Origin of the sequence: Pseudoalteromonas carrageenovora IAM 12662 (assembly GCF_900239935.1) — a bacterium.
Classification (GTDB): Bacteria; Pseudomonadota; Gammaproteobacteria; order Enterobacterales; family Alteromonadaceae; genus Pseudoalteromonas; species Pseudoalteromonas carrageenovora.
Genome location: NZ_LT965929.1, coordinates 735032 through 755663, shown reverse-complemented (window position 1 = coordinate 755663; position 20632 = coordinate 735032). Strand labels below are relative to the sequence as shown.

Annotated in this window: 16 protein-coding genes and 1 pseudogene; 6 read left to right on the top strand and 11 right to left on the bottom strand. The window is 37.6% G+C overall.

Going from position 1 to position 20632, the window contains the following annotated elements; all coding sequences use genetic code 11:
* Positions 1–63: 63 nt before the first annotated feature.
* Positions 64–1074, bottom strand: a complete 1011-nt coding sequence (gene adhP, locus ALFOR1_RS19640) for an alcohol dehydrogenase AdhP (RefSeq protein WP_104644127.1) — start codon at positions 1072–1074, stop codon at positions 64–66.
* A 203-nt stretch (positions 1075–1277) separates the two neighbouring features.
* Between adhP and ALFOR1_RS19635 the strand changes: the two genes are divergently transcribed.
* Positions 1278–1829, top strand: coding sequence for a GbsR/MarR family transcriptional regulator (locus tag ALFOR1_RS19635; RefSeq protein WP_058550312.1), 552 nt, complete (start codon positions 1278–1280; stop codon positions 1827–1829).
* Positions 1830–1892: 63 nt separating this feature from the next.
* On the opposite strand, the gene ALFOR1_RS19630 is transcribed toward ALFOR1_RS19635, so the two are convergent.
* A complete protein-coding gene (locus tag ALFOR1_RS19630) occupies positions 1893–2909 on the bottom strand; it encodes a lytic murein transglycosylase (RefSeq protein WP_104644126.1) in 1017 nt (338 codons plus the stop codon).
* The gene (locus ALFOR1_RS19625) at positions 2902–3189 is read right to left on the bottom strand and encodes a YcgL domain-containing protein (RefSeq protein WP_058550310.1); all 288 of its coding nucleotides are present in this window, start codon (positions 3187–3189) and stop codon (positions 2902–2904) included. Before ALFOR1_RS19625 ends, ALFOR1_RS19630 begins: the two co-directional genes overlap by 8 nt.
* Positions 3190–3344: 155 nt before the next feature.
* Between ALFOR1_RS19625 and minC the strand changes: the two genes are divergently transcribed.
* The 3 genes from minC to minE are packed head-to-tail and all read left to right on the top strand — an operon-like array spanning position 3345 to position 5129.
* Positions 3345–4049, top strand: a complete 705-nt coding sequence (gene minC, locus ALFOR1_RS19620) for a septum site-determining protein MinC (protein WP_058550309.1) — start codon at positions 3345–3347, stop codon at positions 4047–4049.
* Between the two features lie 5 nt (positions 4050–4054).
* Complete coding sequence (minD, locus tag ALFOR1_RS19615) at positions 4055–4864, top strand: septum site-determining protein MinD (protein WP_058550308.1); 810 nt, start codon at positions 4055–4057, stop codon at positions 4862–4864.
* Between the two features lies 1 nt (position 4865).
* Positions 4866–5129, top strand: coding sequence for a cell division topological specificity factor MinE (gene minE / locus ALFOR1_RS19610; protein WP_004586362.1), 264 nt, complete (start codon positions 4866–4868; stop codon positions 5127–5129).
* A 340-nt stretch (positions 5130–5469) separates the two neighbouring features.
* Here minE and rnd read toward each other — a convergent pair whose 3' ends face one another.
* From rnd to ALFOR1_RS19595, 3 genes are all read right to left on the bottom strand, one after another.
* A complete protein-coding gene (rnd, locus tag ALFOR1_RS19605) occupies positions 5470–6600 on the bottom strand; it encodes a ribonuclease D (RefSeq protein ID WP_104644125.1) in 1131 nt (376 codons plus the stop codon).
* A 51-nt stretch (positions 6601–6651) separates the two neighbouring features.
* Positions 6652–8304, bottom strand: coding sequence for a long-chain-fatty-acid--CoA ligase FadD (fadD, locus tag ALFOR1_RS19600; RefSeq protein WP_058550306.1), 1653 nt, complete (start codon positions 8302–8304; stop codon positions 6652–6654).
* Positions 8305–8419: 115 nt separating this feature from the next.
* A complete protein-coding gene (locus tag ALFOR1_RS19595) occupies positions 8420–9271 on the bottom strand; it encodes an alpha/beta hydrolase (RefSeq protein WP_104644124.1) in 852 nt (283 codons plus the stop codon).
* A gap of 407 nt (positions 9272–9678) precedes the next feature.
* Between ALFOR1_RS19595 and ALFOR1_RS19590 the strand changes: the two are divergent.
* A pseudogene (locus tag ALFOR1_RS19590) lies at positions 9679–10969 on the top strand (alkaline phosphatase).
* Between the two features lie 60 nt (positions 10970–11029).
* Here the strand turns inward: ALFOR1_RS19590 and ALFOR1_RS19585 are convergent.
* From ALFOR1_RS19585 to ALFOR1_RS19565, 5 genes are all read right to left on the bottom strand, one after another.
* Positions 11030–11359, bottom strand: a complete 330-nt coding sequence (locus ALFOR1_RS19585) for a hypothetical protein (RefSeq protein WP_104644123.1) — start codon at positions 11357–11359, stop codon at positions 11030–11032.
* Between the two features lie 67 nt (positions 11360–11426).
* The gene (tsaB, locus tag ALFOR1_RS19580) at positions 11427–12131 is read right to left on the bottom strand and encodes a tRNA (adenosine(37)-N6)-threonylcarbamoyltransferase complex dimerization subunit type 1 TsaB (protein WP_104644122.1); all 705 of its coding nucleotides are present in this window, start codon (positions 12129–12131) and stop codon (positions 11427–11429) included.
* A gap of 9 nt (positions 12132–12140) precedes the next feature.
* Entirely contained in the window at positions 12141–14057 is a 1917-nt protein-coding gene (locus ALFOR1_RS19575; protein WP_058550301.1) for an ATP-dependent DNA helicase, read from the bottom strand.
* Between the two features lie 163 nt (positions 14058–14220).
* Positions 14221–16080, bottom strand: coding sequence for a M28 family metallopeptidase (locus ALFOR1_RS19570; RefSeq protein WP_104644121.1), 1860 nt, complete (start codon positions 16078–16080; stop codon positions 14221–14223).
* A 64-nt stretch (positions 16081–16144) separates the two neighbouring features.
* Positions 16145–18331: a M4 family metallopeptidase gene (locus ALFOR1_RS19565; protein WP_104644120.1), complete on the bottom strand. Its 2187-nt coding sequence runs from the start codon at positions 18329–18331 to the stop codon at positions 16145–16147.
* A 931-nt stretch (positions 18332–19262) separates the two neighbouring features.
* Between ALFOR1_RS19565 and ALFOR1_RS19560 the strand changes: the two genes are divergently transcribed.
* The gene (locus ALFOR1_RS19560) at positions 19263–20546 is read left to right on the top strand and encodes a cation:proton antiporter (RefSeq protein WP_058550298.1); all 1284 of its coding nucleotides are present in this window, start codon (positions 19263–19265) and stop codon (positions 20544–20546) included.
* The last annotated feature ends 86 nt before the right edge of the window (positions 20547–20632 follow it).

The window sequence follows — 20632 nt, the reverse complement described above, 5'->3', positions numbered from 1 at the left end:
AAAGCACGGTACTCTAATTTAGAATCCGTGCTTTTTTTGTGTTTTATAAAGGCTTAATTCAGGTTAAATAGTAACCACTATTCGACCATTAATTTCGCCTTTGAGCATATCATCAAAAATTTCGTTAATATCCTCTAAGCGTTTTTCTTCAATAATGGCTTTTACTTTACCTTGAGCTGCAAACTCTAAACATTCTTGTAAATCTTTACGTGTACCAACAATAGAACCAACTACCGATACGCCATTAAGTACGGTATCAAAAATAGGAAGCGGCATGTCCTCTGGAGGTAAACCGACTAATACACACTTACCACCACGGCGTACACTTTTATAAGCTTGTTCAAAACCTGGTTTTGATACAGCTGTACACACAACCGCATGTGCACCACCTACTTGCTCAAATATTGCTTCACTTGGTACAACATTTTTAAAATCAAGTGTTATATCCGCCCCTAACTCTTTTGCTAGAGCTAATTTAGACTCCCCCGTATCAACAGCTATAACATTAAACCCCATAGCTTTTGCGTATTGCACGGCTAAATGACCAAGCCCACCTACACCCACAATAGCGACCCAATTACCCGGTTTAGCGCCGGAAACTTTTAATGCTTTATAGGTAGTAACACCTGCACAAAATAATGGTGCAGCCTCAGCGAAACCTAAACCATCAGGAATTTTTATAACGTAATCGCCATGAGCTAAGCAATATTCTGCATAACCACCATCAATTGAGTAGCCGGTATTATGTTGAGATAAACACAGGGTTTCTTTACCTTCTAAACAAAATTCACAATGTCCGCAGGCACTATAAAGCCATGGTACACCTACTCTATCACCAACTGATAAATGCTTTATGTTACTGCCGACTTCTTCAATAATACCCACACCTTCGTGTCCGGGTACTAATGGCATTTTGGGTTTTACAGGCCAGTCGCCATGACATGCGTGTAAATCGGTGTGGCAAACACCACAAGCCGCTATTTTAACTAACACATCATTAATACCCACCTGTGGTTTAGGAAGGTCTGTTATTTGTAATTTACCTTTATACTGAGTATTTATTGCAGCTTTCATAGTCATTCCATCGTAATTGAAAAAATAAAAAAAGGATTTATTTGCCTACTGTTGTGTGTACAACATATCCCAATATAGATGTGTAAATATTAATCTAAATCATACTTTAGTCGTTAAAATCGATTTATAAAGTAGCTAAAATCTTGCTATCCAAAATCAGCATGCTAGCATTACTTTCTGAAATTACTGAAAGTTAAAAAGCTATGAGTTTATCCGAAAAAAATTTAGCCTTTGTTATGCATTGTGGTGAAATGGGCAGCCGCTGGGGGTTCAATAGAACAATCGGGCAAATGTGTGGTTTATTAATTATCACTAAAAGCCCAATGACAGCTAATGAAATAGCCGATGCGCTTAGTATTTCTCGCGGTAATGTAAGCATGGGCATTAAAGAACTACAATCGTGGCAGTTAATTCGCGTTCAACATATTCCTGGCGACAGAAAAGAATATTATGCCCCCGCTGGTGATATTTGGGATATGGCCAATCGTGTTTTTGAAGAACGTAAAAAACGTGAGATTGACCCTACCTTAAGTTTGCTGCGTGATAACCTTTTAGATGAAGCTGTGAACGAAGATGAGCTTTATGCCCAGAAACAAATGGGGGAAATTCATAATCTACTTGAAGCGGTAACAAAATGGTCTTCAGAGCTTCAGCGCTTAACACCAGAGCAACTAAATAAGCTAATGAAGCTAGGCTCTGGTATCGGTAAAGTTATCGATTTAAAAGACAAAATATTTAAAAAAGATAAAGAATAATACACATTAAAAAAGCCGCATATTCTTAAAGGGTGCGGCTTTTAAATTGTTAAATGAACATTTTTAAATCTTAGGATAGCCAATTCTATCTGATAAGTAACCAACACTTGTGGCAAAGTAATATGAGCGATTCCAATGCATGAACACTTTATAGTTGTCGTACGCTAAGTACATACGCCCATTAATGTCATCTGGCATTACCAGTGCAGCGCGTACATCAACATTAGGTAAGTCAGAGCCGTCAGCTTTACGCACACCCAGGGCTTGCCAATCTGCAAGTGAGCGCTCTGAATCATTCCAGTACTCAAGCCATTGTTTACGTGTTTTAGTACCACGTACTAAAACGTATTTACTGTCAAAGTTTTCAGGTAATTGAACTTGGCGACCCCACGTAAGAGAGTCGTTCCACCCTTCTTGCTTTAGATAATTAGCAATTGAGGCAAATGCATCTTCTTTGGTAGTCCAAATATCTTTACGCCCATCGTTATTGTAATCTACCGCATAGGCATTGAACGAGGTAGGCATAAACTGTGTTTGCCCCATAGCACCGGCCCAAGACCCTTTAAACTTATCAAGCGTAATATGGCCCGACTTTAATATATCTAGCGCAGCCCAAAGCTGACGCTTATAAAGTGCTTCTCGGCGACCATCAAAAGCAAGTGTAACTAAAGATGAAATAACATTGTGGCCACCTTGAATAGCACCAAAGTTACTCTCCAAGCCCCAAAGTGCCACTATAAAACGCGCCTGAACACCAAACTCTTTAGCTACTTGCTCTAACACATCTTTGTTTTCTGCGTAGAGCTTACGTGCACGGTCAATTTTCCATTGCGGTACACGTTTTGGTAAATACGTTTCAAGTGTTTCTTTTACTTCAGGCTGATTTTTATCAGCAGAAACAACCTTTTCTTTATAAGTTGCGGTTGCAAAAGCATCATCAATTAGTTTGCTATCGTAACCTTTTGCTATTGCTTCGTGTTTTAAATTCGCTAAGTAAGTTTGAAACTCGGCTTGCGTTTTAGCCATTACAGAGCCGCTTAAGCACACTCCACATAATAAAACGGTCAGTTTTTTAATCACTATCAGCTCCATTTTCTTTTCTTAATTGACTTAACAAGTTCTCTTCTGGTGGTGGTATTTGTAAATAAAAGCCTTTATCAGGATCCGATAAAGCTGCTTTAACTGTTTCTAAATCTGCGCCACCTAAATGTTCACGTTTTGCTAAGTTAATGATCATAACGTATTGAGGTTGACCAAACATGGCCATTAAAGGTTCAGGAACTTTACTAAAATCATCTCTTTTTTCAACAAATAAGAAGGTATCCGCTTTTTTCTTACTTTTATATACCGCAGTGAGCATTATGAGCCTATAAATTCTTGCTTAACAATGCCGCACACTATAACATGAGAGTAATAATAAGTTAGAAAAATTAGATTAGAAATTTCAATAAAGGCCTTATTCAGCCTGCGTTTATCTAAAATTAATTTCTGATCAGACAATTCAATTGAGCGTGTATGTCGGACCAAATTTTTGAGTTAAAAGGGAATCTTTTTACGTTATCAGTTTTGCACCTTTATAGTGCTGATATAACCCTTTTAGCAGAACAGTTGTATGTAAAAATAGCCCAAGCCCCTAAATTTTTTGAAGGGGCTCCTATTGTTGTTAATTTAATAGAAATTAAAAACAGCTCACTTGATTTTGTGCATTTAAAATCACTCATTGAGCGTATGAGTTTTAACGCGGTAGGTGTTTGCAATGGCTCAGATGAGCAACATGCGCAAGCTAAAGCCGCTGGCCTTTCTGTATTAAATTATTCACAAGACGTTAAGAGCGAACCTGTTAAACAAGAGGCAAATACCTCAATTGTAGAAAAAACGGTTTACTTACCGGCACAAATTATTAGTGGCACGGTGCGCTCTGGACAACAAGTTTATGCAAAAGATAGAGATTTAATTGTACTTGGCGCAGTAAGCCACGGTGCAGAAGTTATTGCCGACGGTAATGTACATATTTATGGCACATTACGCGGACGCGCCATTGCAGGCGCAAAAGGTTTCAAAGAAGCACACATTTTCTGTCAAAAGCTTGAAGCCGAATTGGTTTCAATAGATGGCAACTACTGGATCAGTGATTCCCTACAAGGAGAACACTGGGGAAATGCAGTGCAAATACAACAAAAAGACGAATCATTAGAAATTTCAGCTTTGGTTAAAGGATAAATCTCATGGCAAAAGTAATTGTCGTTACCTCGGGTAAAGGCGGTGTTGGTAAAACAACATCAAGCGCTGCAATTGGCACCGGATTAGCATTAAAAGGCTATAAAACAGTCATTATCGATTTTGATATTGGTTTACGAAACCTAGATTTAATTATGGGTTGTGAACGCCGTGTAGTATACGACTTTGTAAACGTAATTAATGGTGAAGCGAACCTTAACCAAGCGCTTATAAAAGACAAGCGCGTAGAAAAATTGTTTTTACTTCCTGCGTCGCAAACTCGCGATAAAGACGCACTAACCCGTGAGGGTGTTGAGCGCGTACTTAACGAACTAAAAAAAGATTTTGATTACATCGTATGTGACTCGCCAGCGGGTATTGAAGCCGGCGCGATGATGGCTATGTATTTTGCTGATGAAGCAATTGTTACTACAAACCCAGAAGTCTCATCGGTACGAGATTCAGACAGAATTTTAGGTATTTTACACAGCAAGTCAAAACGTGCTGAAGAAGGCCTAGAAAACATTAAAGAGCACTTATTATTAACGCGTTACAACCCTGAGCGTGTTGAAAAAGGTGAAATGTTATCGGTAGAAGACGTACAAGATATACTATCGATCCCTCTATTGGGTGTTATTCCTGAGTCGCAAGCAGTATTAAGTGCATCTAACTCGGGTCAACCAGTAATACTTGATAGCGATTCTGATGCAGGCCAAGCCTACGCAGATGCAATTAATCGCTTATTAGGTGAAACAGTCGATTTTCGATTCTTAGATGTTGAGAAAAAAGGCTTATTTAAACGGATTTTTGGAGGTTAATGTGTCTTTACTTGACTACTTCCGCTCAGAAAAGAAAAACAGCGCGTCATTAGCAAAAGAGCGATTGCAGATCATTGTCGCGCACGAACGTTCTCAACGTGGAACGCCGGATTACCTACCACAATTAAAACAAGATATTTTAGATGTGATCCGTAAATACGTGAACGTTAATACTGATGCAGTACAGGTACAGTTTGATCAAAACGAAGATGATTTAGCCGTACTTGAGCTAAACGTGACACTACCTGACGAAGAAAAAAAGTAAAATTAAAAACGGCACTTTAAGTGCCGTTTTTGTTTAATACCAATCATTATAATTGAATGATTTTTTGATGTATGAAAATCGTATTGATAACTTGGTGAAACACTTAACTTAAACCCTGTAAGTTAGATGATTTGTTGTACTGTACTTTGTGCGTGCATACAGGCGTAAATGACTAACTATTAATGTAACTACCGCCAGGTTTAGCGCCTTAAAATGATTAAGTATTATTGCGAATTAGTAAAACACCCACTCTTTTAGTGTGGGTGTTTTTGTGTTCATGCAAACATAAGCTCTGGCTACTCAGATTTTGTTGAAATCATAAAAGCCTGATTTAAAAAATCTATTTATCCCACTCTTTTAATGTTTCTTTTACATAACTATAGCGCCACGAACTTAGTAAATCTGGCTTAATATGCTTTTGTTTTTGCACATCAGTTAACTTCCAATTCCAACTAATCAATTGATTAATTTGCTTTTTAGAAGCCATAACATCCTCAGGAATGTTGTGCTCTTTAGCCACTTTAGTTACTTTTTGTTTGATATCTTTAGCTACCTTTTTATAACTAGGAAAATCAATTAAACGCTTAAGTACAGGTGGATGAAGCTCTTCTGGGGTTGCTTTAGCCGTTTCAATACATTTTAGTATTTCTACACCAGAGCGATTAACTTCCATTGATTCAACGCCCGGAATTTGCCTAAGTGAATTTAAGCTTGAAGGGCCGCGCTTAGCAATTTCAGTCATATTGTGCTCTTTAAGCACAAAGTTAAGCGCTAAGTTTTTGCGTATTGCTTTGTTACGTCGCCATACAGCTAGCTCTTTAAGAACAGCGAGCTCATGCGGCTTTAACTGCCATGCATTCTTTATGTCTTTATATAAAAGCTCGTCGGGTGTTTGAAACGCGCGTTTATTTGCAATTAATTCGCTTTCATTTATTACAATATCAAATAACTCAGCCTTATTAATACGCTCAATAATAAGCTCATAACATGGCAGTAAATGAAAAGTATCTGCAGCTGCATAGTCTAATTGTTTTTTAGTTAAAGGACGCTGTAGCCAATTAGTGCGCGATTCACTTTTATCTATTTCTATTTCTAATAGCTCTTTTACCATTAAGGCAAAGCCCATACAATTGCCCTCGCCAAGCAATTGCAGTGCAAATTGTGTATCAAATAATGGAGCGGGTACAAAGCCTGCGTACTTTTGAAAAACTTCAATATCTTCTGATGGTGAATGCAGTACCTTTAAAACTGCGGGATCTTTCAAAATCTCCCAAAAATCAAATAATGAAAGTTCAGCCAGTGGGTCTATTAATGCTAAATGCTCACCATCAAAAACTTGGATCAGTGCAACCTCTGGATACAAAGTGCGACGGCGCATAAATTCGGTATCAATTGCTAAGATAGGTTTGCTTTTAATTTGCTCAACAAAAGTATTAAGCTGATTTTGTGTTTCGATCAATTGGTATTGCACTTAATCTCCTACAATAAAAAAGCCGGCTAATGCCGGCTTTTTTATAGGTTGCTAATCTTTCAAGGCTCTTCTGAGTATTTTACCTACGTTAGTTTTAGGTAACTCATCTCTAAACTCTACCAGTTTAGGGACCTTGTAATTAGTTAAATTATCACGACAGTGATTTATTATATCTTTTTCAGTTAAAGAAGGGTCTTTTTTCACAACAAAAACTTTAACTTGTTCACCACTTACATCGTGAGGTATACCAATAGCTGCTACTTCAAGCACACCATCATGCATCGCAACAACTTCTTCAATTTCATTTGGGAATACATTAAAGCCAGAAACAATAATCATGTCTTTTTTACGGTCTACTATGTAAAAGAAACCTTCATCATCGTATGTTGCTATATCGCCTGTTGCAAACCAGCCATCTTTAAGACATTCAGCAGTTGCATCTGGTCTATTATAGTAACCAAGCATTACTTGTGGACCTTTAACCCATAATTCACCTGGTTCACCTTTGGCTGCTTCTTCACCATTATCAAGCATAAGCTTAATTTCTGTGTTTGGCGCTGGTAAACCAATAGAGCCGTTGTATGCTTCTAAATCGTACGGGCTTACGGTTACAAGTGGCGCACACTCAGTTAAACCGTAACCTTCCATTAGTTTTGAGCTTGTCACTTTTTGCCATCTTTCGGCTACAGGGCGCTGCACGGCCATACCACCACCAAGCGACATTTTTAAATGACTAAAATCAAGCTCAGCAAAACCAGGGGTATTTAATAAGCCATTAAATAATGTGTTTACGCCTGTAATAGCGGTAAATTTATTTTGGCTAAGCTCTTTTACAAATGCTGGCATATCGCGTGGATTTGTAATTAATACGTTTAAACCACCGTATTTCATAAACGTTAAGCAGTTCGCAGTTAAAGCAAAGATATGATAAAGCGGTAAAGCAGTAACAACCACTTCTGTGCCTCTATCTAAAACTTTATCTAAACAACCCGATACTTGCTCAAGATTTCCAACCATATTACCGTGGCTAAGCATTGCACCTTTAGACACACCGGTAGTACCACCTGTGTACTGTAAGAAAGCCAAGTCAGATAATTGCATTTCTGGGCGAGTGTACTTTGCAGCATCAGCGCTTAGTACATCTGAGAACTTAATTACATTAGGCAGGCTGTAGCTTGGTACCATTTTTTTAACGTACTTAACGACAAAATTAACGATATGCTTTTTAACGCCACCAACTAGGTCACCTACTTGCGTAACAACAATGTGCTTAACATCGGTTTTAGCCAATGCTTTTTCAAGCGTGTCGGCAAAGTTAGCAAGAATGAAAATAGCAGTAGTATCAGAATCTTTTAGCTGGTGCTCAAGCTCACGTACTGTGTATAAAGGGTTAACATTAACCACAACACATCCTGCGCGTAGCACACCTAAAATAGTAATAGGAGTCTGTAACAAGTTAGGCATCATTACAGCGACTTTATCGCCTTTTTTAAGACCTAAATCATTTTGGATATATGACGCAACTTTTTTTGTAGCCGAGTCAATTTCATCATAGGTTAAAGTTTTACCCATGTTAGTAAATGCAGGTAAATCTTTGTAATCAGAAAAACTTTTTTCGAACACTTCGAGTAACGAGTTATAATGCTCAGGATCGATTGTTTCAGGCATACCCTCTGGGTAGCGCTTAAGCCAGATTTTTTCCACTCTTAGCCCCTGTTTATAATTATATTTTTATTAACCTTAATCTAAGTAAGGCGCTTTAACAATTGAGCAAATACTCTAATGCAGGAATAATCCCACATTTCACGTAAACTTACAATTAACATGCACCATTTTGCTGCATAAAGTCTTGAATATGCTCAAAACATAGCTCACTACTTTGCATATGGCAATGGTGCCCACCATCAACATTAATTATCTTCAAGTTGTTGTAATAACTAATATACTTTTCTAAATTTTGTTTTACAAACGAATACCCTTCGTTACCTAAAATTAATTGACTTGGTGCAGTTAATTCTTTTATTGCACCAATACATTGCGCTTCATCAAACCTAAAACCTGAATGATTTTTGAGCTTAGGATCCGTAGTTAAAACAAAATCTTTTGAAACTTGCTTAATATTGCGCTGCATTAACATGGCTACATGCTCATTATTCAAATCGGTTGTTTGAGCACGTGCATCATAAATTTGTTGCTTAGACTTATAAAAACGCGCTTTTTTATTTTTTAATCTGGCCCTGTTTAAAACTGCGTTTTTTAATTGCTCACACACATCCTCACTTGGGGTCGTTACGCAGCCTATGCCCTCTATAAAAGTAACGCTTTTAACATAGTCACTAAAGCAACTTGCATATAGCCCCGCCACCATAGCTCCCATAGAATGACCAACTAGATGCACTTTTTTAAAACCAAGTGTGGTTATAAAGTCATGTAAATCATCGATGTAATCTACAAAATAGTAATGTGCGTCATCACTTCGCCAGCTCGATAGACCATGACCTGCAAAATCAATGCAATACCAAGTATGTATAGGCTCTACATTATTTAACATTGGCATAAAACTATGACAATTATCTAACCAACCATGCAGTGCTATGACGATTTCTTTCCCAGAGCCGACCTTTAAGCCATGAATATTTAAATTGCTTGTTTTAATATCAAATGGCTGCACGTTGACTCCTTACTTTTAGTAGCGCGTCGTTATTTATAACATACAAGTTGTCTGACCACTAACATCTCAAATGGTGCGTAATTAAACCACTTTAAATACTTGTGATTTATAAAAAACACAGGATGATTTAAAACTATTATATTTCATGTACTTAGATAGATAACTTCAATTTTCTATATTTATTCATAGCATTTTTAGTACAATTTTAAGCCAAAACTATGTCTATTAAGTTTTATGTATAAAATTTATAATAAGTATAAATAAAATAAATACCCCTTAACTTTAGTCTTTTTTCAATAATCTGAAAGCTCATTTAATGCAAAAACCTTAGATATTCATTTATTTATCATGCTATCTGTATACAATATCAACGGCTATTAAATAAGGTACACTCATAAGGTACAACAATGAAAAAACAATTAAGCTTATTGGCACTTTTATGCACTACTTCTGGCGTTTATGCAGAATCAGCGCCTAAAAATGTTATTTATATGATTGGTGACGGTATGGGTCCAGCATACACGACTGCTTATCGCTATTTTCAAGACGACCCAACCACCAAAGACGTTGAAAAAACAGTATTTGATTCAATTTTAACAGGCATGGCTACCACATACCCTGACGATCATACTTATGTAACTGACAGTGCAGCAGGCGCAACAGCACTTAGCAGTGGTCATAAAAGTTACAATGGTGCTGTTGGTGTAGACACAGAAAAAAAAACCTGTGAAAACCATGCTAGAAATCGCGCGTGAACGTGGTATGACAACGGCGCTTGTTGCTACATCACAAATAAACCATGCTACTCCAGCAAGCTTTACAGCTCATAATGAGTCTCGTTATAACTACGACGAAATAGCAAATGATTACATCGATAATAAAATTGCAGGTAAATTACCCGTCGACTTAATGTTAGGCGGCGGTACAAAGTATTTTATTCGCGAAGACCGTAATTTAGTAGACGAGTTTAAAGCTGCTGGTTATCAATATGGCGACGATATTAAAAACCTAAATCAAATTACGCAACTGCCTGCTATCGGTTTATATGCATCAAAGGGCTTGCCATTCGCGCTTGATGAAAACCCAACTCGTTTAACTCAACTTACTTCTAAAGCACTTGATTTACTTGATGGCCAAAACAAAGAAGGCTTTTTTGTAATGATCGAAGGCAGCCAAATTGATTGGTGTGGTCACGCTAACGATATTGCGTGTGCAATGGCGGAAATGGATGACTTTGCTAAATCAATCGAAAAAGCAAAAGCCTATGTTGATAAAAACAAAGATACTATATTAGTAATTACAGCTGATCACTCTACTGGTGGTTTAACGCTTGGCGCACATGGTCAATTTAAGTGGGAAACAGATGTAATTAAAGGTATTAAAGCAACAGCAGGTAAATTGACTCAGCAATTACTTGATACTGACGACCTCAAGTCAGTATGGGATGCTAACACTAATATTGAATTTACGACTGAAAATAAAATCAAGCTTGAACAAGCTAAAAAAATGGGCGACAAAGCGCTTAATTTAGCTGTCAAAAGTATCATTAGTGACACAAGCTTTACCGGTTGGACTACAGGCGGGCATACCGCAGTAGACGTTCAAGTATTTGCTTACGGTAAAGGGAGTGAGCAATTTATCGGTTCACAAAACAATACCGATATTGCAGATAAATTGATTGGCTTTATTGAAAAGTAGTATTTAACACTAAACGCAAAAGCCCGAACTACTGTTCGGGCTTTTTGTTTTTAAAAGGCTTTAAGCGTATATATCTACGCCTATTAAATCTTGTACTTCTGCTCTGCGTTCTAAATTAGCAAACTCTGTATAAGTAGAAATTGCTTTGCTTACTTGTGCAGTTGGTTGGTCGTAAATTGTTTGGCTGAACTGTGTAGTACTCGCGCTGGCTTTAAAAAACTCATTTGCGCGCTCGACACCTTCTTTACTGCTTTTTACATAATCTGTGTTTGTTTTTTGCGTTGTATTTTGTTCAACAACACTTTGAGGTTTATTAGTGACAACACTTTTTGAGCTTACTCTACCAGGAATATCTCCAGCAAAAAAACCGGAACCAATGGGTAATGTCATAAACAAACTCCAAACTTAAACATAGTTAAAATTATGATTTAAAATTAAACAATTTGCAAACTTAAGCCTATTCGCGACCAGGTAGTTTTTTCCATGTAACCGTATCGCGTACATATTTTGGTTGAGCGTCGCTTGCTTTAACACCATTACCAGCTAAAAACTCTGCATCAACAAGGGCGAGCATAAAACGTGCATCTGGTAGAGTAATATCACTATTAATAGAAACGCTATCAAAATTATTAAGCGCATCTGGGTAAGTTTTGAAACCAGTGCCTACAGCTACATAGTTTTGCTCGTTATCTGAAATATAATCGGCGTTTAAAAGTTCAGGCTTGATCACACATTCTTGATTAACAAGCTGCATTAAATTGTTGTTTACTTGGTACTGAGCAAAGTAAATTTCACCCATTCGAGCATCAATAGCTGGGTATACATTAGCGCTGCCATTTTGTTCAAAAGCTTGCTGCGCCATAATCGCAAGTGTAGACACCCCAACTAATGGCAAGTTAGTTGAATAAGCTAACCCTTGTGCAATTGCAACACTTATACGCACGCCAGTAAAACTACCAGGTCCTTGGCCAAAACCAATGACATCTAAGTCTTTTAATTTACAGTTAGCTTTACTTAGTAGCTCATCTATAAGCGGAAGAATTTTTTGGCTATGCTGCTGTGGGCATTCTTCAAAATGATGAAATGTTTGTCCCTTTACATGTAAAACAATTGAAAGTGCTTCTGTTGAAGCATCAAGGGCAAGAATATTACTTTTGATCATTTTAGTACTCTAATTAATTTGTTTTAAAAATGTATTGGCGTCTTCTAAGCTTCGCGTGCGGCGCATAGGCGGTAAGCTTTTTAAAAATACTTGGCCATATTGGCGTGTTACTAATCGATTATCGCATATTACTAATACGCCTTTGTCTTTATTATCTCGTATTAAACGCCCTACACCTTGCTTGAGTGCAATAACTGCTTGTGGAAGCTGAATATGCGCAAATGGGTCTTTACCTTGCATTTGGCAATCTTGCATTTTAGCTTGCAATAAAGGGTCATCTGGTGCGGCAAACGGTAACTTATCAATAATAACACAGCTTAAAGTGCTACCACGTACATCCACGCCTTCCCAAAAAGAAGCGGTGCCAAGCAATACGGCATTGCCGTGTCGGGTAAACTTTTCAAGTATAATACGTTTAGACATTTGCCCTTGCATATACACTGGGTAATCGATTTGCGTGGTTAAGCCCTCGGCAACCAAGTGCATCATTCTATAACTTGTAAAGAGCACAAAGCAGCGACCTTTAGCCGACTTGATAAGCTCAAGTGTTAGCCTCACAATCGCATGAGGCATATTGTCTGCATGTGACTCAGGTAAATACCGTGGTAAACATAATAGCGCTTGGTTTGGATAGTCAAATGGGCTATCTACCATCATACTTTGCTTGGGCTTTAGCCCTAAACTTGCATTAAAATGCTCAAGCTTATTATCTACAGATAGCGTAGCTGAGGTAAATACAAAGCCCGCGCCTGTATCTTCCATCATTTTAGCAAATTTAGCTGATACATTTAACGGTGTAATATTAACGGTTAAATAGCGCCTTGTGGTTTCGTACCAGTAACTAAATCCTGTTTGAGCTGTATCAAAAACACGCTCTAGCTGACCTTTAAAGGCAAGTGCTCGCTCAAACGGGTGTTCTATTTTATCACTGCGCTCTAAGCATAATTTTAATACTTGGTACACAAAGTCTAAATCACTTATTACTCTGTGCAGTGCTGCACAAATTAATTTATCACTAAGCTTTTCGCGCCAGTCACCACGGCTGCCATCAACACCAAACTGTAAACGTAAGTCGGCTACACTCGTTTCAAGTTTATTTAAGCTTTTACCCAATTGCAGCATATCAGGGATTTCGGCTCGGTAAATTGCACGTAAATCGTTAATTAAATCAACCAGCTTTTTAGTACTTATACTTTCGCCAAAGTAATCACTCGCAATTTCACTTAACTGATGGGCTTCGTCAAATATGTAAGCATCCGCAGTGGGCATAAGCTCAGCAAAACCAGAGTCTTTTACTGCCATGTCTGCAAAAAATAAATGATGGTTTATAACGACTACATCTGCTTCGGCTGCATTTAAACGCGCTTTACGTATATAACAACTTTGAAAGTCGGGACATTCTTTACCTAAACAGTTATCTGCGGTTGAGTTTACATAAGGCAACACTTTGGCGTCTTCTTCAATACCAATACAATCGGCTAAATCACCCGACTGAGTTTCGCTTGCAAACTTTGCAACCATGGCCAGTTGATGCATTACATCAGAGTCATCTGTGGGTACGTGTGCAACATGCTGATTTAATCGATAGGTACATAAGTAATTGGCACGCCCTTTTAGTAAAGCCGTTTTTTTAGAGGCGCTTAGCGCTTTAACAAGTTGAGGTAAATCACGGTGGTAAAGCTGTTCTTGCAGGGCTTTTGACCCCGTTGAGATAATGGTTTTACCTTTTGATTTTAGTGCGGGTGCTAAATACGCAAATGTTTTACCCGTACCTGTACCGGCTTCGACCACTAGTTGGGTGCTATTTTTTAATGCATCTGCAACAGCTACGGCCATATCAATTTGAGGCTGACGAGGTGTATAACCCTCAAGCGATAACGCCAATGGTCCGGTTTCACTAAACAGCTGTTTGATAATACCAATCACTTTAAAATAAATAATAGCAGGATTTTACGTAAGCTATACATCAAGGGCAAGTATTTAAGTAAGCAGCGCAGGTACAAAATAAGGGAGCATAGCTCCCATTAATTAAATCCACCTCTACTTAGCAATCTAATATTTATATTGGTAAGCTATTTTGCGGTGCATTTCATTGCGCAGTAATATTTAATGTAATATTACTTGCAGCACTGTACCCTTTTAAATCTATATGCCACTTACCATCTTGAGGATTAGAAATACTGCATTGTTCACTATTGCCATTTTTGTAAGGCCTACACATATAAACTTGCTCGGATGATTGACTACTAAAATTCACATACAAATCAGCATCACCTGAGCCACCAGCTATGCTTATATCTAAAGAAGAATACCCAGCTTGTAATTCTTGTGTAAACCTAACCCACTGGCCTGAGGCAACACTAATATTTTCTTCAATGCGGTTAACTGGCTCAAAGTTATCTTCTTCGGTATAACTTCCTATGAGCGATACATTAGCTATGTCACTCCAAGCCTCCACCATCACGTAATAAACTCCCGCTTGAGTGTTTAAAATATCACAGCTTTCATTGCTAGATGAGGTTGCACTTTTACAATCGTAACTATCAAGTGTTGGCGCAGAGTTATATTTCACATATAAATCAGCATCGCCACTGCCACCAGCGGTGGAAAAGTTTAAATTACTAATATTATTTGCTACTTGTAGCGTGTAAAAAAGTTGCTCTTTTGCATTAGCGGCTATACCTGTTACTGCTACCCCATTTTGTAACTCATTATTATTTACTGGAGGTGTTTCTCCAGCATTTTTAGCCATTTCAGCTAAATAACTAACGGCTAACTTTGCAAATTTACTTGCGTGTTCAGCATCAAAAGCTGCATCATTTTCGCTATGTATTAACGGGTTTATATCAGCCATTTTTGACTCAAACGGTATCGATGCTGAAAAGCCTTGTTGATACCACGAGGCATGATCAGAACAACCATAACCACATTGATCAAATCCATAAGTAACCGCAGGTAAGTATGTATCAATTAACTGGCCTAAATACTGATTTTGTGAATTAGTAGTGTAATCTGTCATCATAACAATATCTTGACTGCTACCATTGTTACCGGTCATATCAAATTGCACCATACCAATCACATTTTTACCTTGTGATTTATACGCTGTAGCAATCTCCTTTGAACCTCTAAGACCCACTTCCTCAGCAGCAAAAGCCATAATTTTAATCGTTCTTTGGGGTTTATAATTCTGCTCTACCGCAACACGAAGTGCTTCAGTTAAAACCGCAATGCCTGATGCATTATCATCAGCACCGGGTGAACGTCCATTGCTTGGGTTTGACTGATTAATAGAATCTAGATGACCACCAATAATTACTATTTCGTCTGCTTTTTCACTGCCGTTAATAGTCACAATAACCGATGACTGAGACCAACTATGTGTAAAATAATCAACTGAAATATCATTTCTAACACTTGCGAGTTGCTGCCAATAACCTTTTAACCATTGGGCTGCATCTACACCAGTTTGAGATGAATAGTAACGGTTATAAAAATTACTTAATGTATTTACCGTATTTGTTAGATTATTCTCGTTTACACGATTTATTAGCGCTTGAACTGTTTGTGAATTATCTATGGTGTAGTTAGTCGAAATATTCGCAAGTTGATTTTGAACAGAAGCTAATTGCTGCGTATATTGCATAGCTTCACTTAGTGAGCTATGCGCAACAAATCCACCACAACGGTTGTAATTGTGATGCATAAACTCACTCAATTGAGTGACGTTTTTCTGATCAATTTTCATTAAGTTTACCGAATCCATATTTGTATTCTTTACGCTTAATAATTGATTGTTTTGTATAAATGTTTTTTGGGCTTGCTGATAATGTTTTGCAACAACCGGGTCAATACTAACCCAAATGCTTTCATTATTTTGAGCATATAATGTCGACGATGTTAAGAGAGTAAATGCGCATAATAGGGAAGTATAAATAGAACTTTTCATAAGTATTCCTTGTTATTAAATACAACTTTAAAAGAAAGGGAGCTATTGCTCCCTTAAAGTAGGTTTAATTTGCTGAAATACTAAGCGTTACACCACTTGCAGAACTATAACCGCGTAAGTCTATATACCAAGTCCCCGCTTGTGGAGCATCAAAGGTACAACTTTCACTATTACCATTTTTATATGGGCGACAAAGATATGTACCCGTACTTGATGCTGTTCCATAATTTACATATAAATCAGCATCACCACTTCCACCGGATATAGAGACATCAAGTGATGAATAACCTTCATTTAATGTTTGTGTAAACCGCGTCCACGCCCCCGTAGCAACACTCACATTAGTTTCTGTTACATTGATAGGAGTAACATCCCCCCCATTACTGCCATCAAAGCTACCTGTTAAAGAAACACCAGAAATTGCATTCCATGCCTCTACCATTACATAGTAAGTTCCGCTTTGAACATTACTAATTGAACAACTCTCAGTACTTGATGAAGTGGTACTTTTACAATCAAAGTTATTTAACGTTGGTTTTGATCCAAATTGTACATAAAGATCAGCATCGCCTGATCCACCATTGGTATTAAACACTAAATTACTTGCTCCAGCAGGAACCTCTAACGTAAAAAATAGTTGCTCTTTAGAAGAACCGCTTATGCCAGTACGAGTTACGCCATTAGTTAAAGCTTCATCGTTAGTTGGAGGAGGTGTTGAGCTACACGTGCTACCTGAACTTAAATTAGAGTTTACTCCCACAGCACTTAGCGCTGCTTGTACATCACTTGGGTCATAGTTTAAATCACAAGCTGCATCCATTACGCCATTACCGGCTAAATCCCAATTTGTACTTGCGCTCCAATAAAGCTGATTAGCTCTAGTCATTACAATAAATGCTTTTTTTGTATCCCAACCGGGTGTGGTAGCCAAATTATAAAAAGCTTTATTAAATACACCAGAGCTATGGTGCACATCCATCCCAGAATAATAACTTGATTGGTTATCTATTGAATTACCATCTTGCGTTGGGTTATTCATGTAGCGAAGCGCACCATTGCCTTTAAATATGTCTTGGCCGACTAGCCAATCATTAGTACCTTTCATATAAAATTCGGCCGCTTCACCCGCCATATCAGAAAAGGCTTCATTTAAACCGCCCGATTTTCCACTGTAAACTAAGCCAGAGTTTTGTTCAGTAAATCCATGGCTTACCTCATGAGCAGACACGTCTAAACTAACAAGCGGATAAAACGTATTTTGGCCATCACCAAAGGTCATGGCGCTGCCATCCCAAAATGCATTTTCATAGTTACTACTGTAGTGAACTCGCATTTTTAACTGAAACGTAAGTGGTGGCGTACCAATCCAATCGTTATACATATTAAAAATTACATTACCAAAATAATGCGCATCATTGAGTGGAGAATAAGCACCATTTATTTCTTTAAATGTATTTTCAGGACAAGTAAAAGAATATGCAGACGAACCACTTGTACCACCGTTGAGGTTTATGGTGCGCACATTAGTGTTGTTCATCGTACAGTTATTGCCTGACTGAGTAACATCTAAACTATCAAAGTCACTACCATATATGTATTTCCCTGTTTTTAAATTTCCACCAGGACCTGTAGCTTCTGCATGTTGAAGATTGTCAAAGCTAAGTAGTACTTCGCCAGAGTTAGCATCAATAATTTGATAGGGTCTAGAAGGCAATTTACCATAGGTGACATACGACACCTCATAAACCAAGTGCGCTTTACTTTGCTGATCGACCCAAATAGCTAATCTAGATTTTTCATTATGTTTTTTTAAGCCAATTGTTTTTGCTGCAATACCCACATTTTGGCTTTGGAGCATAGCCTGTTTAGCTGATAATTTAGCGCTAACATCGCTTATATCACCTTCAATGTCATACACTGCCGCGCCATGCGCTTTTTTTAGCATGCCGTTTTTAAATGTAAGGCTTACAGTATCCCCTATCACGGGCAATCCTTGATAAGTTTGTTGATACCGGCGGGTTACTTCCCCGTTGCTGCTCGTAAACTCTTTTAATACAACTAATTCGTTCCTTACACTTAACCCAATCAATTCTTGAGGGCTTGTAGATAATATTGATGCAGAGTTAGATTGCACCATAGTATTTATAGCCGATTGTTGATTTAGGTATTTCTTATTCGCAGCTACTGCATCTGTTGCTTGAACAAAAGTTAAAGCAGCAAAAGTTGCTAATGTGATTTTTGATAAATTCACGTTTACGCTCCGTTAAAATATTTAGTTTGTAGTGGAATTGTATTAACCGGAACTGCCTGTACCCGATTAAGGATCAAGCATATGTTACAAATTAAAGTTTTAGAAATTAAACATTTAATTTACAAGTAAAGTATTAGTTTGAAATTTAAACTATTTAATTACAGTAAGTTACTAATTTAGTGACAAGCGACTAAAATCTCACCTTTACAATTTGTAAACATATATTTACTTAAAATTACATTGGCTTATATTTCAAAAAGGATTAGAAAAACTCGAGGAAGATTTAAAAGCAGCTGGTAAAAACAAAAAATAGTGTTTATTTTTTGATTAACATTAGGGCGTGTTGATCTTTGCGGATTGAAATTTGTTCAATCTAGGGGCGATTAAATCGCGGCGCGAAGTTTGTAACCCAGTGGGCTAAGTAAAAACCGAGTAAAGCTTCCGCGTCCTGCTCACGCCCCTTACCTACATCCATGTAGGCAACAAAGAGTTTATCGCCCTAGGCAGAACCCGAAGAGCAGCGCATGTTTGGCATTTATGCTGCGTTATCGCCTATTTATGGGGAGTAACCACACTCCATAGGCTCTGCCTTGCCTAAAAACCAAACATACTGCTGCAAATTCAACCATCAAATATCAACACGCCCTAATGCAGTTAAAATATTAGCGCTTTCAAGGATATTAAAAGGGGTATTTAGAGAAATGTTTCGTATTGGTTTAGACAACTACCTGTACCAAGTAACCTAGTATTAAAAAATACATTACAACACGTAACAACAGAAATTATACATTAACTAAATGTCCTACAAGACATAATAAATATAGCTAATCAAACCATAAAGACTGTGACACAGATAAAGCACAGGAGTACCATATGGCGGGTTTATACTCCCCTTTTTTGTGTGTCGTTTAAAAAATAGTAAGGTTAGCCAATGAATGCTTGGTATCTCATTTGTTTTCTCTCTGCCATTGCAATTTTTATTGCTTTTGCAAACCAATATATCCTCAAAATGCAAACTACAATTGCCATTACAACTGGCTCAGTTGTTATTTCTTTATTATTGATTATTGCCGTTAAATTATTAGGCGATCAAAATGCGTTAGCCATGACCCAAATTGTCTCTAGTATTAATTTTAATGAATTATTACTCAAAGGTATGCTCGGATTTTTACTTTATGCTGGCGCACTGGAAATTAACCTTATGGCGCTTCGTAAACAGCGATGGGAAATTACCGCATTAGTACTATTTTCTACTATTGCTTCGACTTTTATAGTTGGTTATTTAAGTTTTTATCTGTTTGCTTTATTTGGCTTTGATGTACCGTTTATATACTGTTTATTGTTTGGCGCACTTATTAGTCCAACAGATCCTATTGCCGTATTGGCTATTATTAAACAAATGCGCGCACCAGAGGGTATATCTGTGCAAGTTGAAGGTGAGTCTTTGTTTAACGACGGTATTGGTTTAGTAATATTTACGACCATTTTCTCGGTTGCTTTTTATGGCACAGATGCACAATTTGGCGATATAGCAGAGCTATTTTTTGTAGATGCCCTAGGCGGTATTGCGTTTGGTTTAGTGATTGCTTTAGTGGGTCACTTTTTAATTATAAATAGCCGCGATGTAAATATTCGTTTATTGATCACGTTAACTATTCCTACTGCAGGCTTTGCTGCTGCAAATATTTGGGAAATATCTGGTGCACTCGCTATGGTAACGAGCGGTATATTAATGGGTAATATTACTCGCACTAAAGCAACAGAGCGCACAGGCCCAGAAGATACACGCTACGTAAAAGATTTTTGGCATGCAACCGACAGCTTTTTAAACGCACTTTTATTTTTAATAATCGGCATGTTAATAGTCACAATGCCTATCACCTTTGAAGAGATTGGCTTAGGTTTGTTAATGGTACCTGCAGTATTACTCGCTCGCTTTATAAGTGTAGGAACACCATTTATATTTTTCAAACGATTTAGAGCCTATGATAAACACAGCGTAAAAATATTGACGTGGGGTGGCCTTCGTGGAGGGTTAGCACTTGCAATGGCTGCGGCAATTCCTCGCGATCAAGTGTTTATTGGTGGCTCAGACTTACACAACTTACTTGTTATTGTTACCTACGTTGTAGTTATATTTTCTATTATTGTGCAAGGTTTAACTATTTCACCGCTTATCCAAAGTAGTATTAAATCGGCTGAGAAAACTAAATAACACTAATTTTAAAGCAGCGAATAGAGCTTTAGCGCCTTTATTCGCTGTTATTTAAGTGTTGCAAAAGCGTTTAAAACTTTTACTAA

What these genes read in the sequence shown, in the direction of transcription:
- adhP (WP_104644127.1), bottom strand. Translation starts at nt 1,074, where the DNA reads ATGAAAGCTGCAATAAATACTCAGTATAAAGGTAAATTACAAATAACA.
- ALFOR1_RS19635 (WP_058550312.1), top strand. Translation starts at nt 1,278, where the DNA reads ATGAGTTTATCCGAAAAAAATTTAGCCTTTGTTATGCATTGTGGTGAA.
- ALFOR1_RS19625 (WP_058550310.1), bottom strand. Translation starts at nt 3,189, where the DNA reads ATGCTCACTGCGGTATATAAAAGTAAGAAAAAAGCGGATACCTTCTTA.
- minC (WP_058550309.1), top strand. Translation starts at nt 3,345, where the DNA reads ATGTCGGACCAAATTTTTGAGTTAAAAGGGAATCTTTTTACGTTATCA.
- minD (WP_058550308.1), top strand. Translation starts at nt 4,055, where the DNA reads ATGGCAAAAGTAATTGTCGTTACCTCGGGTAAAGGCGGTGTTGGTAAA.
- ALFOR1_RS19585 (WP_104644123.1), bottom strand. Translation starts at nt 11,359, where the DNA reads ATGACATTACCCATTGGTTCCGGTTTTTTTGCTGGAGATATTCCTGGT.
- tsaB (WP_104644122.1), bottom strand. Translation starts at nt 12,131, where the DNA reads ATGATCAAAAGTAATATTCTTGCCCTTGATGCTTCAACAGAAGCACTT.
- ALFOR1_RS19570 (WP_104644121.1), bottom strand. Translation starts at nt 16,080, where the DNA reads ATGAAAAGTTCTATTTATACTTCCCTATTATGCGCATTTACTCTCTTA.
- ALFOR1_RS19560 (WP_058550298.1), top strand. Translation starts at nt 19,263, where the DNA reads ATGAATGCTTGGTATCTCATTTGTTTTCTCTCTGCCATTGCAATTTTT.